This is a genomic window from Streptomyces sp. NPDC048277 (assembly GCF_040652235.1).
In the GTDB taxonomy this organism is placed as follows: domain Bacteria; phylum Actinomycetota; class Actinomycetes; order Streptomycetales; family Streptomycetaceae; genus Streptomyces.
On record NZ_JBEZLQ010000025.1, the window covers coordinates 79777 to 95011 of the forward strand.

Here is a 15235-nt window from a genome sequence, read left to right on the forward strand (position 1 = left end):
CGATGCGCCCTCAAGCACGCACCCCGCGCCGCTCGGTACCGCGCCGCGCCCGCGCCCTCGTCCTGGCCCTGTGCGCGATGGCGGGGACGCTCTTCCTCTCGGCCCCGGCCGCCCAGGCGTACGCACCGGTCGACATCGTCCACACCGAGAAGGTGAAGGTCGGCCCCTACAACCTCACGGTCGGCTTCTCCAAGTGGCCGCTGCGGGCCAACCAGTCCCTCGACTTCACCTTCGCCCCCGACGGCGGCATCAAGGGCAAGTCCGGCACCCTCTCCATGACCGCCCCCGGCCGGCAGGCCGGCGGCATGGGAGGCGGCGGAGGCGGGGGAGGCGGCGGCCAGCTGGCCCGCCACCCGCGCAAGCGGTCGGTCTGGGGCCTGGACGTCCAGTCCCTGTCCACGGCCGGCAAGTGGAGCTTCACCTTCACCATCAACGGCCCCCAGGGCCAGGGCACCGGAACCCTGAGCGACATCACCGTCCTCGACCAGCCCGGCCCGCCGTACGCCCTCAGCTGGAGCGTCTCCGCCCTCCCCGTCGTCGGCCTGATCGCCTTCCTGACCGTCGCCTGGCGCCGGCACCGGCCCTCGCGGCAGGTCGCGCTGCTGCGCATCTGACGATCCGGCCGGGAGGGCAGTCCAGGGCTTTCTCCGCTCTCCCGGCCAGTTCGCGGCCCGCGGTCCGACGAACCGCGAGATCGGGGAAGAACTCTTCCGGTGCCCCGGCAGCCGGTGCCGAACGGCGTCGCGGCCACCCTTCTTTTTGCTGAAACGGCATGAACCTTTGCCGTCGCGCGCACCCCGGACGCACGGTGGCGCCATGAGCGACTTCGATGTGACGCAAGCCGACGGGCAGACCTGGGATGTCGTGGTGGTCGGGGGCGGGGCCGCCGGTCTCTCGGCGGCCCTGACCCTGGCCCGGGTACGCCGGTCGGTGCTGGTGATCGACACGGGCGAGCCCCGCAACGCTCCCGCTGTCCATACCGGGGTCCACGGAATCCTCGGCCGTGACGGCATCTCCCCACTGGAGCTGCTGCGGCTGGGCAGGCAGGAGGTCCTCTCGTACGGCGGCCGTGTCGTCTCGGCCCGGGTCGCGCGGATCCACCCGAGCGCAACGGCGTTCTCGGTCGTCACCGAGGGCGGTGAACGCATACGGGCGCGCAGGGTGCTGGTGAGCACGGGTCTGGTCGACGAGCTGCCGGACGTGCCGGGACTGGCCGAGCGGTGGGGCCGGGACGTGGTGCACTGCGTCTACTGCCACGGCTGGGAGGCCCGCGACAGGGCGATCGGGGTGCTGGGCAGCTTCCACCAGGCGCTGCTGTTCCGGCAGATGTCCGAGGACGTCAAGCTGTTCCTGCACACCGGGGCGGAGTTGGCCGACGAGCAGTGGGAGCAGCTAGCCGCCCTCGGCGTCGCCGTCGTGGACGGTGAGGTGACCGGTCTCGAGGCGGACGGCGAGGACCGGTTGGCGGGGGTGCGGCTGGCGTCGGGAGTGGTGGTGCCGGTTCAGGAACTGGTGGTCGCCCCGCGGTTCGTCGCCCGTGCCGGTTTCCTCGACGGGCTGGGCCTGACCGTGCGCGAGCACCCCATGGGCGTGGGTGAGCAGGTCCAGGTGGACGGGTCGGGGTTCACCGGAGTGCCGGGCGTGTGGGCGGCCGGGAACGTCAGCGACGTGCTCGCGGGGGTGCCGGCCGCCATGGCGGCCGGGGTCACGGCGGCGGCCACGATCCACATGGACCTGCTGACGGCCGACGCCAAGTCCGCCGCGTCCCGCGCGGCGGCCGGAACCGCGTTCAGCGGACCGATGGAGGCCGAGGTGTCCCGACGCGTCCTGGGCGTCCGCGCACACGGCCTGGAGCCGCACGCCCACGGCGGACAGTAACGCCCGCCGCCGCGACGGAGCCCCAGGGGGATCCGGCCCTTGAGACGGGCCCGTTCCCCACTTGGCCGCCGAGGCCGGGCCCCCACCGCTCTTGCACGATCGGGTGAATCCCTCAGGTATGCGGCAACCGCATCCCATCTGTACATGTCACACATCTTGTTCTCGACAGCAGACACCTCAGGGGGACCCATGGGCAACCAGCAGCCGCCGTTCCAGCCGCAGCCACCGAAGGAGGGACCCGGCGCGGGGAAGGTCATCGGTCTCGGCTGTCTCGGCCTCGTCGGCGTGGCCGTCGTCATCGGCATCGCCGCCGTGGCCGTCAGCGGCAACAGTTCGAACGACTCCGGCAACAGCGCCTCGAAGCCCGCGTCCACCACCACGACCGGCGACAAGAAGGGCGGCGCCCCGAAGACCGTCGTCTTCAAAGTCTGGGGGACCGCCCCGGCCGGAGCGCTCGGCGGCCTCGACATCAACTACGGCTCCGACAGCGACACCCGCAAGGGCGTGTTCAAGAACGGCAGTTTCACGGCCACCCTGCCCCTGGAGAAGGGGGCGATGTACTACACGCTGAACGCCCAGCTGCAGGGCTCGGGGGACATCAACTGCAGCGTGACCATGGACGGGCAATCGACGTCAGCGCACGCGTCGGGCGGCTACAACATCTGCGCCGCCCAGCTCAGCAGCGACTTCACCGGCGGCTGGCGGTAGGACGGCCGCGGATTCCCGGCAGCCCGTCCTCGAACCGAACAACTGCCCCTGGGGGAACCATGACCGACACCGGCCCACCGCCGATGCCGTCGTACAGCCCGACACCACCGGCCAAGAAGTCCCGCACCAACCTGATCATCGCGGCTTCGGCCGCCGCCGTCGTCGCGACGGTCATCGGCACTGGAATCGTCGTCGTGCACTCCGGCAACGGCAGCAAGCCGGCCGCGACGGCCAAGCCGACGGGCGGCGCCGCGGGGGCGGCCGCCACGGAGACACCGACCCCCACGCCGTCGTACGACGATGTGACCGCCGACAGTTTCACCATCGAGCTGAGAACCACGAAGCGGCAGTGTTTCGGGACGGCCGGCTGCAATGTGACGGTCGAGCCGAGCCTCACCTACCTGGGGGACAGCGAGAGCATCGACCCGGACGCCGTGTACGAGATCACCTACGAGATCCGTGGCGACGAGTCAGGCCCGGTCATCGAGACAGCCGAGCTGTCGGACCGGACGAGCCTGAACTACACGCCGTCCATGATCAGCACTGCTTCGGCGGGCACGAACGTGTCCGTGGAGATCACCGACGTCACGGCCCAGAGAGGATGACGTGCGTCCCGTGCGCTCTGGCGCGAGAGCGGCACGGTCACGCCTCCTGCCTGAGGCACAGGAACTCATGAGCGGGAATGACGGGCTCCCCGGGTGCGGGATCGATGGCACCGATCTTGACGGCCACCCGCTCGACCTCGATCCGGCTGTACGCGGCCTTCCGGCTCATCAGCCGCCAACGGTGCTTGGGCGGCACCTGCTTCGCGGGCATGTCGAACATGGCCAGTTCAACCCAACGGTCATAGTTCGTCGGACAGCACCGCACCGGCGCATGGCAATACCGGCATGTACGGGGCTCGACCCACTCCACGTCATCCGGGTCGAACTCGGGCTCAGGTGCCGCCGTGGCGCCCTCGCACAGCGCAAGCTCGTTGGCGACCTCGTTCCAGCACCTGTCGCAGAGTTCGGCTGACAGGGGAATCATCCGCCCGCGCTCACGAACGTCGGACCCGTTCGAGGAGCACAACAGGCACTCAGGCCGGCCGACACTGTGGAGAACCGCCATTTTCCGAGTGTGAGTGTCCGGTACATCATTCAAACAGGGCGTCTTTCGGCCTTATTCGGCTAAGTCGCACTTCAATAGCCTGATCTACACCCAACTCCCCCTACTGCCTCAATCCATCCCCAGCTCCCCTCCCCTCCCCTCCTCATGTGTTCTGAGTCCGTCCTGGTGAGGGCGCGCCCGGTCGGCCGCTCCTCGGGCGCGGCCTCGGTGCGACCGGCGACTCCGCCTCGTCCTTCCCTGGAGGAGAGAATGGGGGCGGTTCGGGATCGGCGAGGTGGGAGACGGATATGGCGGGCGAGGGCGGTCCGGTGACACTGCGCGGGATCGCGGATCGGCTCGGGCTGCACGTCTCGACGGTCTCCCGGGTCCTCAACGGTCCGTCCGGGGAGCAGGGCCGCGCGGCGTCGGGCGAGACGGCGCGGCGGATCCGTGAACTGGCCGACGAACTCGGCTACCGGCCCAACCCGCATGCCGCCAGCCTGCGCACCCGGCGCAGCAACCTGGTCGGGGTGCTCTTCCCGCGGCTGTCGGAGATCGTCGTGGCCACCATCTACGAGGGCGTGGAGGAGGAGGCCACCCGACGGGGGCTCTCCGCCTTCGTCACCAACACCCACGACGATCCCGCCACCCAGCGCGAGCGGATCGCCATGGTCCTGGGGCGCCGCGTGGACGGCCTCATCATCGGCGACGCACACCTGGACGGGGCCGCGCTGGCCGACCCGGCCCTGGACGGCACGCCCTTCGTGCTCGTCAACCGCCGCACCGACACCGGCCACCCGGCGGTCACCTGCGACGACCGCCTGGGCGGGCGACTGGTGGCCGAGCACTTCCTGGCGCTGGGCCACCGCCAGGTGGCCGTCATCGCCGGTGAACCCTTCGCCAGCACCGGCACCGACCGCACCACCGGCTTCACCGACCGCTACCGCGAGGCCGGCCTGCCCCTGCCCGCCCACCGCGTGCGGCACTGCAGCTTCGACACGGCCGGCGGCCACCGCGCCGCCGTCGAGTTGCTGAGCGGCCCCGACCGGCCGACCGCGATCTTCGCCGTCAACGACCTCGCGGCGATCGGCACCATCGGCGCCGCCCGCGACCTGGGCCTGCGGCTGGGCGAGGACCTCGCGCTGGCCGGGTTCAACGACACCCCCCTCGCCGCCGAACTGCCCGTCCCGCTCACCAGCGTTCACTCGCCGATGGCCGAACAGGGCCGACGCGCCGTACGGCTGCTGCTCCGCCGTATCGCGGGTGAGTCCGTCACCTCGGAGGTGCTCAGGCCCGACCTCGTGGTGCGCGCCTCGACGGGCACACCGATCGCCCCGAGCCTGTACTGAGCGGGAAGCCGTAGCGCGGAACCCCTGATCACCAGTCAGTTCTCCTCCGCCCAAGCCCAGTCGGCATCGTTGCCCAAACGATTGGCGCAAACGATTGGGTAGGGCATACTGACCACTCGGCACGGGTCCGGCCACGGCTGTGGGGGTGGCGTGGTGGGGTGGTTCGGCAGACGACGCGCGACGGCATCGGATCCCTTCGAGGGTTCCCGCGAGGAGTTCGTCGCATCGCTGCGGGAGAGCAGCAGGACGGCAGAACTGACCGGCCGTCAGAGCGGTGCGGAGGAGACAGCCGCACGCTACGTCGTTCTGGTCGCGCGAGCGGAACGCGTCCTGGGCGCGCAGGACACCGACACCTTGGCGCTCAGGCACCACCTGGCCCACTGGACCGGCGAGTCGGGCCAGCCCGAGGCCGCGGTCCAGCTGTTCGTCCGCCTGTTGACCGACCGGGAGCGGATCCAGGGGCCACGCCACCCGGACACCGAACTGGCCAGGCACCAACTCGCCCACTGGCACGGCCGGTCGGGCCGCCCCGAGGAGGCCGTACGCCGCTACGAGGCCATGCGCCGCTCCGCCGAGCGCGAGAACCGCACCGAGAAGGCGCTCACCCTGCTGTGCGAGGTCGGCTACTGGCAGCAGAAGAGCGGCGACAACGCGGCGGCGCTCCGCGTGTTCTCCCAGATGCTGGGGACCGCCCAGCAGGAACTCGGCCCCGGCCACCAGCTGGTCACCATCGCCCGCCAGCGCTACGCCGAGGTCGCCGGCGTGCTGCCGTTCGGCAACGAGGACGGCCACGACGGGCTGCGGGACCTCCTCGCGACGGCCGCGGCGGTCGAAGCCGCCGGAGACTTCCCGCGCGCCGGCCGGATGTACGGGCAGATAGCCGTACGGTCCGAGGAACTCCACGGTCCGGCCGCCTCCCAGGTCCTCTCCGCGCGCGTCGCGCAGGCGAAGGCGGCGGTGGCGGCGGAGGACCACGCGACGGCCGTCGACTGCTTCGACAAGGTCCTCGCGTGCATGGAGCTCCAGGGCCACATGCCGGGCTCCTCGGCGGCGTACGACACCCTGCGCGCGCAGCGCGACGAGCTCGCCCGGATGGCCGCGACGGCCGCGACGGCCACCCGCACGGTGCTGCGCATCGCGGAACGGACCGCGACGCTGTTGGGCGAGACGGTGCAGGCGGCGCCGGACACGGCATGCGCGGTGCTGGCCCGCGAGACCGGCGCGGCCGACGCAGCCGCCGCGACCTGCCTCGCGGTCGTGAACGACGGCGGGGACAACGGCGCGAACGACGGCGCGGACGACCCGGCATGGCGCGCATGGACGGCGAGGCAGTGGAAGGACGTGCTGCTGCGGGACCTGACCGGGCAGGGGTACGAGGCGACGGCCCTGTGCTTCGCCCGTGGCGACCTGCGTCCGACGCCGGAAGAGGCCTCCGTGTGCGCGCAGTTGGGGCTGCCGGGCGTCTGTGTGTCCCGCCTGAGCGACGAGAACGTACAGCTTGAGGCGTACGTCTTCGAGGAGGGCGGACGCGAACCGGAGACGGCGCGGATCGTCGTGGTGAAGGACGAGCAGGGCGAGCGACTCACGGCGGCTGAACGGGACGTGCGGAATGAGACGTCCGCAGGGGCAGCGGGAACCGCGGGTGACGGCAGGATCGCGGTGCACCCTCAGGCCGTAGCCCTGGGGAACTGGCGGGAGATGGAGCGGGCGCGGCCCGCGGCCGGGGAGGACGGGGCGGATCGGCCACCGGCTTTCGGCACGTACGAGGTGCTGGAGTGCGTCGGCGAGGGCGGTTTCGGGCGGGTCTACCTGTGCCAGGACCCCGACGGGCTGATGGTCGCGGTCAAGACGCTGCACGCGCACCTCGCGGCGGCTCCCCCGGTCAAGAGGGGCTTCGCCCACGAGGTGCGGGCGGCCCAGCGGGTCGACGGACGGTTCACCGTGCCGGTGATCGCCGCGGACACCGAAAGCCCGACCCCGTGGATGGCGGTGCCGTACGTGGCCGCCCCCTCGCTGCAGGAACTCGTCGAGCGCTGCGGCCGCCTGGAGGCCGACCTGGTGCGCACGCTGGGGGCGGGCATCGCCGTTGCCCTGAGCGCCATCCACGCCGAGGGCATCGTGCACCTCGACCTCAAGCCGGCCAACGTGCTGCTGACCGAGGACGGCCCGCGCGTGATCGACTTCGGTATCGCCCAGATCGAACGGCTCACCGAGCCACGGCGTGGCTTCGCCGGCACCTACGCGTACGCCTCGCCCGAGCAACTGCGCGAGCAACCCACCTTCACCCCCGCGAGCGACGTCTTCTCCCTGGGCACCGTCCTCGCCCGCCTCGCCCTGGGGCGCAGCCCCTGGGGTCAGGACACCCCGTCCGTGGTCGCCGGCATCCGGGCCGGCACCCCCGATCTCGCCGGGCTGCCGCCGGATTTCGCGCAGGTGGTCCGGCGGTGCCTGCGCCCCGACCCGGAGCGGCGGCCGACGGCGGGCGAGGTGGCGGAGGCGCTGGTGCCGGGGGCCGGTGCGGGCAGGATCGATCCGCCGCGGCTGTCCGAGCAGGCACGGGCTCTCGTCACCGAGCACGCCACGGTGCCTGCCACCCGCCGGGACGAGACGCCGGCCTACACCCGAGCCCGTGCCGCCGAGGACACGACACGGGCTGTGCCACGGGCATCCCGCACGGGGACGCTCGACGAGACGGCCGAGGAACCTGCGGCCGAGGAACCGGCGGCCCGGGACCTTCGCTTGTTGTGAACGCCGCCTCCGTCCACCTCGGTGTACGCCCGTCCGGGTCACGACCGCGGTGCCGGAGGTTCTCCACCGGCCGCTGATCCCACCGACCGCTCGTTCGCGTGGTTAGGGTGCGGAGATCGCCCGGGTAGCAGCGGGTCCGTCGGCGGGTTTGTCGGCGGGTTTGTCGGCGAGCCCGGAATGGAGAGCAACGTGACATCCTCGTCGCCGGCCCGCGGGATCCGGTTCGCGTCCCTTCTGCTGGCGACGACGGTCACCGCTGCCTCCGTCGCCGGTTGCACCGCGGAGGCCCGCACCACGACACGGATCGAGGCAACCGCACAGGGCAGATCCTTGCTCGCCGAGGTCGCCCATCAGATCGCCCTGCCGGCGAGGACCTGGACGGCGTCGGGCACCCACACGGCCAAGGGGTACACGACCAAGGCGGCCAAGACCGTCAACGTCGAGGGTATGAAGGCCGACTGCGTCAACATCAACCTCAACAAGAAGCTGAGCGCCGCCTTCCGCAGCGATGTGTTCGGTCCTGGCGTGAAGGGGTTCTTCTACAAGTGCCGGCAGGTCCGGCCGGACACCAACCGGTACTGGTTCACCATCAGTTCCGGTGACCGTACCCAGATCGACCGGCTCTGCGATCCGGCCACCAGGTACCCGATCGTCTACGACGGGCAGTACGACACCTACTGGCTCGACGAGCCGTTCACGTGCACCACCCGGATCGGTCCCTCGTAGGACGTCGGCCCCCTCTACCGGGCCAAGAAACCTGTGGGCCCGGCAGCCCACGGAGTTCCGGTTCCGCGACGTTCATGCCCTGGACACCGGCGACGACCTGCGCGGATGCCACCCGGTGCGATCGTGGGCCACGGACCGCCGAACGCGCTCGCAAGCACACGGGCGCGTGATCCAGGTCGGTCCGGCACCGGCTCCGAAGAGGCCTGAGCGAGGGTGGGGAACCGATGAACCCGAGTGACGTCGACCGTACCGAACACACCACCGCCGAACCGCAGGCCGATGCCGGGGCCAAGCCGCTGCTCGACACCCCCCAGACGGCCGCGGCGGGGGTCGCGATGTGGATCTTCGTCTTCGCCCCGCCGATCTCCCTGATCGCCGTCGTGCCGTTCGCGTGGGGATGGGGCCTGTCCGCGCTGGACCTCGGCATGGCCGTGGTGTTCTACGTCGTTTCCCTGGCCGGTCTCACGGTCGGCTACCACCGTCTCTTCACACACCGTTCGTTCAAGGCACGGCGGGGCCTGCGGATCGCCCTGGCCGTAGCGGGTTCGCTGGGGATCGAGGGCTCGCCGGTCCAGTGGGTGGCGAACCACCGCCGCCACCATGCCTTCGCCGACCGCGAGGGCGACCCGCACTCGCCCTGGCGCTACGGCACCGACACCCGCGCACTGCTCAAGGGACTCCTCCACGCGCACATCGGGTGGATGCTGAAGCGCGAACTGAGCAACCGGGCCAGGTTCGCCCCCGACATCGCCGCCGATCCCGATCTACGGCTCATAGGGCAGCTCTTCGGACCCCTGACCGCCGTCTCGCTCCTGACCCCGGCACTGGTCGGCGGGTTCGTCACCGGCACCTGGACGGGCGCGCTGACCGGGTTCTTCTGGGCCGGCGTGATCCGGATGGCACTGCTGCACCATGTCACCTGGTCGGTGAACTCGATCTGCCACGTCGCGGGCAGCCGCCCCTTCGCCAGCCGGGACAAGGCCACCAACTTCTGGCCCCTCGCCCTGCTGTCCTTCGGCGAGAGCTGGCACAACTCACACCACGCCGACCCCACGGCCGCGCGCCACGGCGTGCTGCCGGGCCAGCTCGACCCGGCGGCCCGCCTCATCCGGATCTTCGAGAAGCTTCACTGGGCCCACGACGTGCGCTGGCCGAGCCAGGACCGCCTCAGCGCCCGGCTGCTGCCCAACCCGGCGGCCCCGCAGGGGACTTCGGGCTGAGGGCGAGGCTCGGCAATCCGCAGCCGGCCACAGAAAGCGGCCGGCCGACCTCTCCGGAGCGCTTGTCCACCCTCCACAAGAACAAGCAGATGGACACCAAGCCCCCGGTCCGCCATGCTGCCTTGGCAGCGACGGCCGGGGGGGACCGATATGGAGCAATCGCAGGTCGAGGTTGTGCCGCCGGAACGCGTCCGTTACCGGTTGACGCACCTCCAACACCTGCTGTCCCTGCTGCCTGCCATCATCGTCACGGGCTCCCAGTTCTTGTTCTGGTGGGGCGGAGAACCGTTCGCTCCCGTACGTGGCTCACTGCTCATCTGTTGTCTCCTGGTGCCCGCGGCGCTGATCGCCTCGTGGCCCTTCGGGGTCACGCTCACCCCGTCGGCGGCCATCGTGCACACCCTCCGCCGCAGGACCGTTCCGTGGTCGAACGTCCAAGCCATCCAGATCGAGTCCCTCCTCGGAAGCCGGACCGTCGTGATCTACGAAGCGGGCGGCCGCACCACCCGCCTGCGGGCGCCGATCACCGGCTTCCTCAACTGGGACCGCGGCTTCGAGGAGAAGTTCCACACCATCGGGCGGTGGTGGCTGGCCCACCGCGGCCCGGACTGGGTCCCCGTCCCGCCACCGGCGGCATGGTGGCACGTCCCCCTGACCCCCGACGGAAACCCGTACGCCCCGCCGTCGTAGCCGCACCCGATCCATGGGCGTTCGACGGTTTGAGGCGCGTCACGTGAGCCCGAGAAAGTGTGACCGCCAGGGCAGTCGAACCTCCCTCCCCACCCGTCTTTACAGGGGAACGAGGGAGGGCACATTGAACGCCGACGAGGAACGTGAGTTCCGCGAGTTCGTGACGGCGCGGTCGAGACCGCTGCTGCACACGGCATATCTGCTGACCGGGGACTGGGAGCAGGGCCGGGACCTGCTCCAGACCGCGCTTGCCTCCACCGCTCGACGTTGGTCGAAGCTGCGTGACCGGGAACAGCCGGAGATCTACGTGCGCCGGGCGCTCTACCACGCCCAGGTGGACCGCTTCCGACTCCTCAGCTGGGGGCGGGAAACGGTCACGGACACCCTGCCGGACCAGCCGTCCGGGCAGGCGGCCGCTGACTGGGCCGACACCGTGGTCCAGCGGCAGGACATCATGGCCGCGCTGCGGCGGCTGCCCAAGCGCCAGCGTGCGGTGATCGTGCTGCGTTACTTCGAGGACCGGCCGGACAACGAGATCGCCGCGATTCTGGGCGTCGCCCAGGGGACGGTCCGCAGCCAGACCCACAAGGCACTCGTCTCTCTCCGCACCACCCTAGCCGAGGCAGGGCCGCCGACCGCCTCCTCCACTGCCTCCGGAAGGGGCGTCGTCGCATGAACGACTCGACCGAACACCCGCTGCACGAAACGTTGCTGCACGATGCCTTGCACGCCCATGTCCGGGAGAGCGGCGCTGACGCCGTCGGTGCCCGTCTGGCCGGCCTGGCCGACGACGCGTTGCGGGTCGCCCGGCGGCGACAGCGGCTGACCCGGGCCGGGGTCGGCGTCGCCGCCGTCGCCGTGGTCGCCACCGCCTGGGTGTCCGTCGCGGACGGGGCGACCCCCCGCGCGCACGTGGTTCAGCCCGCCGCGGGGGGCGGCACGGGGAATTCGGTGAAGGCGGCCCCGGTCTCCCTCCTGCCGGTGACCTCGAACAGGGAGCACGCCTGCACCCGTGGCAGCGGCGGCTACACCGTGCACGCGACCGCGACCCAACCGGCGCTCTGCGTCCTTACCGACCGGACCAAGGGCATGACCGACGTCCATGCCACCTCCGCGAACGCCGAGAAAAGCACCACCGACGGCACCTGGCACGTCGAGGTGACCCTCGGCCCCGCCGACCGGACCCGTTTCGCCGCCCTCACCGGCTCCATCGCGACAGCCCCGGCCCCGCGCAACGAACTCGCCATCGTCATCGACGGCAAGCTCTGGGGCATGCCCTATGTGACCTCCTCGATCACCGGCGGCCGTTTCGAAATCGTCGGAGCCGCCGGGGACCTCACCAGCGCCACCGCCCACGACCTCGCCCAGCGGCTGGATCCCGGCAGATGAGCAATCAACTCCCGGGCGGGTTGGGTGTCCTCGCCGGTCTCTGGGTCAGTACGATCCGCCTGGCCATGAGTCGTTCAGCGGCCCAGGACGTCGCACTCGGGTTCGCCCCGATGCGGAAACCCCGGTTCGAATCCGGGCCATGACCACCTTTGGCGCCTCCACCGGAGACCCGCTCCGACCGTGCAGACCGGGCGGAGCGGCTCCGCCGTCAGCGGTTGCTCGTGGTGCCGATGTCGGAGATGTGGTTGTACCGCTCCACCAGCACGAAAAGCTTGATCTTCTGCGTCGTCTCCCCGCTGCCGAAGGTCAGGGTGACGATGACCTCCTGGGCGTTGCCCACGGCGCCGTTGTCGGTCACCGTCCACTTCCGCGGGACGTTTTGGGCACGCAGGACACCGTCCGCCCCGTTCTTCCTCTCCCAGGCCGCCAGTCGCCTGGCGAAGTCGGGCGTCAGGTAGTGCTTGCGGAGCACCGTTTTCAGCTTGGCGTCCGGGTCCGAGTAGTCGCCGATCGCGTCGATGTACGCGCCGTAGAAGTCGGCGACCCGGGTCACCACTTGGCCGCTCGTGCCGCTGACCGACCGCACTGCGGCGGTGGACGACTTTGCGGGGGCTTGGACGGATGCCTGTGCCGACACCTGTGTCGACACACCGAGCCCGACAGCCAGGACGAGGCCGGCGGCGACGGCCGCACGGCGGCCCGGACGACGGTGTGCGGGGGACTTCCTGTTCATGTGCATCTTCCTTTTCTGGTCCGTATGTGGTTGCTCTCGGCCCGGTGTCTTCGTGCCGGGGCCGTCGTGTGGCTATCGCCTTTTCGGGTCGGCGGGCGCCGCCCTCCCCACCCCCGTGGCGGAGGGCGGCCCCGGTCATGCGGCCGGCGGAGCTTGTCCACGGCCCGTGACGGCCGTCTTCTTGACGGCCGTGTTCTTGAAGGTCTTCACCGGCGCATCCCCGAAGTCGCCCGCCGCCCGCCGCCATGCGCAGCCAGCGGTCCCGTTCCACCGCCTCCGGTACGCAGGAGGTGACCTTGCCGACCGTTCAGGACGAGCCCGTGACGGCGAGTGCGAGGAGCGGGCCTGCTCGGGTGCGCTTGGGCATGGGTGTCCCCCGTGGATGAGTGCATGGGTGTCAGGTGTCGCCCGCCGCCGACTGGTCGGTCCGGTCCTGGTCGGTGCGACACCAAGAGCATCAGCCGTCCCGGCGGCGCGGCGCAACGCCGAACGCCCGTCCGGCGACGGTGGAACCATCCCATCCCGTCTGACGTGCAGGTATATGGACCGCCTGGGATACGGGGACACGTCGGAGGACGGGGGAACGGTGTCGACCGAGGACGATGTCGAGCAGTTCGCGGCGCTCCTGCGCCGGCTGAAGGACCGCACGGACAGGAGCTACGGCTCCCTGGCCCGCCGCCTCAACATGAACACCTCCACGCTGCACCGCTACTGCGCGGGCGAGGCGGTCCCGCAGGACTACGCCCCGGTGGAGCGCCTGGCCGCCTTCTGCGGGGCGACACCGGAGGAACGCCTCGAACTGCACCGCCTGTGGCTGCTCGCGGTGACGGCACGACAGCGGCCGAGGGCGGGTGAGGAGGCGACGGAGCCGGCAAAGACCGAAGGAGCACTGAAGCCGACAGGGGACGAGCGGGCTTCGGGTCCGCACAGCCGGACGGCGGGGCGTGCGGGTGGCAGCGCGCGCGGTGTGGGTGACGGCGCCGACGGCATCGGTGGTGACGGGGGCGGCACGAGCGGTTCACCACCGCGACTCGATGCGGGCGCACCCGACGCCGCGCTGCCCGCTCCCGACGCTCCCGGACCGGGCAGTCGCGAGTCGACGGCCCAGTGGGATGCGGTCCGCCCGCCTGGACGGCCCTGGTACCGCCGTCGCCGCACCGTCGTCGGCGCAGCCACGGCGACCGTCCTGCTGGTGACGCTGGGCAGTATGGCGGCGCTGTCGGCCGGCCGGTCTCACGACAACTCCGCCAAGGCTCCCGGCCAGTCCCGTACGACAGGAACCAGTACGTCGCACGACCCCTCGGCCACCGCGGCCAACCCCTCCCGCAGCGCTTCCTCGGCCTCTCCCTCCACAGGAGTACGGGCTTCAGGGAGCCCCGAGCCGAAGGGCGGATCGTCGGCGGAGACGAAGAGCGACGACCCCGTGCCGCTCGCCTGGACCGCCGACTCGCAGATCTGGGACGGCGGTTGCGGGCACGACTACGTCATCGGGAAGGAGCCGGCCCAGGTGCCCCCGCCGCCGGTACAGCAGGACGCCGGAGTGTGGGCAGCGACGCAGCAGGCGGTCCCTGGGCGGCAGACGATGGTGCAGATCTCGGTGCAGGGGAAGTCGTCCACGGCCGTCGTCCTCACGGCCCTCCGGGTCCGTGTCGTCAGCCGCGGCACCCCGGTCACCGGCAACGCGTACGCCATGGGCCAGGGCTGCGGCAGTGATCTGCCGCCCCGCAACTTCTCCGTGAACCTGGACGTCGACCGCCCGATCGCCCACGCGCGCCCCGGCAACGACAGCGGAAAGCCCGTCCCCGCGGTGCAGTTCCCCTACCGCGTCTCCGCCGAGGACCCGGAGGTGCTGCAGGTCACCGCGACGACCGAGGCCTACGACTGCAACTGGTACCTGGAACTCGACTGGTCGTCCCAGGGCCGCACCGGCACGATCCGCATCGACGACCACGGCCACCCGTTCCGCACCAGCAGCATCAAGGGCCTGCCCCACTACTGGTACGGCACCAACGACCACGGTGTGCGTCAGTGGGTACCCACCGACTCTTGAGGGGAACGTGCTTGCCAGTCACTGTCGCCACACTGGCAACGCGCCCCGACGCAGCCCTGGCCCGTGGGCCACGCGGGCACTCCAGCTCGTTCACGGCACTCACGCTGACCTCTGGCGCGGCAAACGTCTCCGCGCTGCGGCAGGCGGCATGCCGAGCAGGCAGGCGCGATCCTGCGGCCGGGCCGATTTGGCCGCTGCACACTGACCGCCCCTGACGAGCGGTCGGATCTCGTTCCCACGGCGTTCCCATTTCCGCGGGAAAACGAGTCCACCCAACTGCATCGCGGCAAAACCGCAGATCAAGCGTGCCCCCGGCAGGATTCGAACCTGCGACACCCGCTTTAGGAGTGGGATTGGATCTTTGCCAGGCGGTGCTCGGCACTGCCGCGGGGCACTGTTTCGCCTGATCAGCGCCACGCGGCTTCGTGCCTGATCCAGCTCGCGACACCTCGTGCCGGACTCTCCGCTCACGCATCGCTCACGCGTCGGGGTGCCTCTCGCCTACGGTGGATCGCGCACTGGTGCGTGCGATCCCAGCAAGATCTACAAGGAGCTGGCTAGCCGCGCTGACGCAGCTGTTGGACTACCGGCACCACCGCCAGACAGAGCAGCGCGGTTCCTCCGAACGCTCCACCTGCCGAGAGCAGGGCCCCCG

General features: G+C 71.0%; 14 protein-coding genes and 1 tRNA gene. 13 read left to right on the forward strand and 2 right to left on the reverse strand.

Translation table 11 applies throughout. The annotated features are described in order from the left end of the window. The first annotated feature begins 2 nt into the window (after positions 1 to 2). The 4 genes from AB0D85_RS39590 to AB0D85_RS39605 all read left to right on the forward strand — a co-directional run bounded on the left by AB0D85_RS39590 (position 3) and on the right by AB0D85_RS39605 (position 3191). A complete protein-coding gene (locus tag AB0D85_RS39590; RefSeq protein ID WP_362331648.1) occupies positions 3 to 614 on the forward strand; it encodes a hypothetical protein in 612 nt (203 codons plus the stop codon). A 202-nt stretch (positions 615 to 816) separates the two neighbouring features. After that, a complete protein-coding gene (locus AB0D85_RS39595) occupies positions 817 to 1878 on the forward strand; it encodes an NAD(P)/FAD-dependent oxidoreductase (protein WP_362331651.1) in 1062 nt (353 codons plus the stop codon). A gap of 189 nt (positions 1879 to 2067) precedes the next feature. Further along, a complete protein-coding gene (locus tag AB0D85_RS39600; protein WP_362331654.1) occupies positions 2068 to 2586 on the forward strand; it encodes a hypothetical protein in 519 nt (172 codons plus the stop codon). Positions 2587 to 2645: 59 nt separating this feature from the next. After that, entirely contained in the window at positions 2646 to 3191 is a 546-nt protein-coding gene (locus tag AB0D85_RS39605) for a hypothetical protein (protein WP_362331657.1), read from the forward strand. A gap of 37 nt (positions 3192 to 3228) precedes the next feature. Here the strand turns inward: AB0D85_RS39605 and AB0D85_RS39610 are convergent, their stop codons facing one another. After that, positions 3229 to 3696, reverse strand: coding sequence for a DUF6083 domain-containing protein (locus tag AB0D85_RS39610; protein ID WP_362331660.1), 468 nt, complete (start codon positions 3694 to 3696; stop codon positions 3229 to 3231). Positions 3697 to 3983: 287 nt separating this feature from the next. Here AB0D85_RS39610 and AB0D85_RS39615 point away from each other — a divergent pair, with 287 nt between their 5' ends. The 8 genes from AB0D85_RS39615 to AB0D85_RS39650 all read left to right on the forward strand — a co-directional run bounded on the left by AB0D85_RS39615 (position 3984) and on the right by AB0D85_RS39650 (position 11943). After that, entirely contained in the window at positions 3984 to 5024 is a 1041-nt protein-coding gene (locus AB0D85_RS39615; RefSeq protein WP_362331663.1) for a substrate-binding domain-containing protein, read from the forward strand. Between the two features lie 150 nt (positions 5025 to 5174). Next, positions 5175 to 7772 carry a protein kinase gene (locus AB0D85_RS39620; RefSeq protein WP_362331666.1) on the forward strand — a complete coding sequence of 866 codons (2598 nt, stop codon included), beginning with the start codon at positions 5175 to 5177 and terminating at the stop codon, positions 7770 to 7772. Between the two features lie 189 nt (positions 7773 to 7961). Then, entirely contained in the window at positions 7962 to 8498 is a 537-nt protein-coding gene (locus AB0D85_RS39625; RefSeq protein WP_362331668.1) for a hypothetical protein, read from the forward strand. 224 nt (positions 8499 to 8722) lie between these two features. Further along, a complete protein-coding gene (locus AB0D85_RS39630) occupies positions 8723 to 9718 on the forward strand; it encodes a fatty acid desaturase (protein ID WP_362331671.1) in 996 nt (331 codons plus the stop codon). Between the two features lie 150 nt (positions 9719 to 9868). Then, on the forward strand, positions 9869 to 10408 hold the full coding sequence (locus AB0D85_RS39635) for a hypothetical protein (RefSeq protein ID WP_362331674.1): 540 nt from the start codon (positions 9869 to 9871) through the stop codon (positions 10406 to 10408). A gap of 124 nt (positions 10409 to 10532) precedes the next feature. Beyond that, complete coding sequence (locus AB0D85_RS39640; protein ID WP_362331677.1) at positions 10533 to 11084, forward strand: SigE family RNA polymerase sigma factor; 552 nt, start codon at positions 10533 to 10535, stop codon at positions 11082 to 11084. Then, the gene (locus AB0D85_RS39645; protein ID WP_362331679.1) at positions 11081 to 11797 is read left to right on the forward strand and encodes a hypothetical protein; all 717 of its coding nucleotides are present in this window, start codon (positions 11081 to 11083) and stop codon (positions 11795 to 11797) included. Before AB0D85_RS39640 ends, AB0D85_RS39645 begins: the two co-directional genes overlap by 4 nt. Positions 11798 to 11858: 61 nt before the next feature. Further along, a tRNA-OTHER gene (locus AB0D85_RS39650) sits at positions 11859 to 11943 on the forward strand. 62 nt (positions 11944 to 12005) lie between these two features. Here the strand turns inward: AB0D85_RS39650 and AB0D85_RS39655 are convergent. Beyond that, positions 12006 to 12530, reverse strand: coding sequence for a hypothetical protein (locus AB0D85_RS39655; RefSeq protein WP_362331682.1), 525 nt, complete (start codon positions 12528 to 12530; stop codon positions 12006 to 12008). Positions 12531 to 13071: 541 nt separating this feature from the next. On the opposite strand from AB0D85_RS39655, the gene AB0D85_RS39660 reads away from it, so the two are divergent. Then, positions 13072 to 14580: a helix-turn-helix transcriptional regulator gene (locus AB0D85_RS39660; RefSeq protein ID WP_362331685.1), complete on the forward strand. Its 1509-nt coding sequence runs from the start codon at positions 13072 to 13074 to the stop codon at positions 14578 to 14580. Positions 14581 to 15235 lie beyond the last annotated feature (655 nt).

Coding starts and splice junctions, on each gene's coding strand:
- AB0D85_RS39590 (WP_362331648.1), top strand. CDS start 3: ATGCGCCCTCAAGCACGCACCCCGCGCCGCTCGGTACCGCGCCGCGCC.
- AB0D85_RS39595 (WP_362331651.1), top strand. CDS start 817: ATGAGCGACTTCGATGTGACGCAAGCCGACGGGCAGACCTGGGATGTC.
- AB0D85_RS39600 (WP_362331654.1), top strand. CDS start 2,068: ATGGGCAACCAGCAGCCGCCGTTCCAGCCGCAGCCACCGAAGGAGGGA.
- AB0D85_RS39605 (WP_362331657.1), top strand. CDS start 2,646: ATGACCGACACCGGCCCACCGCCGATGCCGTCGTACAGCCCGACACCA.
- AB0D85_RS39610 (WP_362331660.1), bottom strand. CDS start 3,696: ATGGCGGTTCTCCACAGTGTCGGCCGGCCTGAGTGCCTGTTGTGCTCC.
- AB0D85_RS39615 (WP_362331663.1), top strand. CDS start 3,984: ATGGCGGGCGAGGGCGGTCCGGTGACACTGCGCGGGATCGCGGATCGG.
- AB0D85_RS39630 (WP_362331671.1), top strand. CDS start 8,723: ATGAACCCGAGTGACGTCGACCGTACCGAACACACCACCGCCGAACCG.
- AB0D85_RS39635 (WP_362331674.1), top strand. CDS start 9,869: ATGGAGCAATCGCAGGTCGAGGTTGTGCCGCCGGAACGCGTCCGTTAC.
- AB0D85_RS39645 (WP_362331679.1), top strand. CDS start 11,081: ATGAACGACTCGACCGAACACCCGCTGCACGAAACGTTGCTGCACGAT.
- AB0D85_RS39655 (WP_362331682.1), bottom strand. CDS start 12,530: ATGAACAGGAAGTCCCCCGCACACCGTCGTCCGGGCCGCCGTGCGGCC.
- AB0D85_RS39660 (WP_362331685.1), top strand. CDS start 13,072: ATGGACCGCCTGGGATACGGGGACACGTCGGAGGACGGGGGAACGGTG.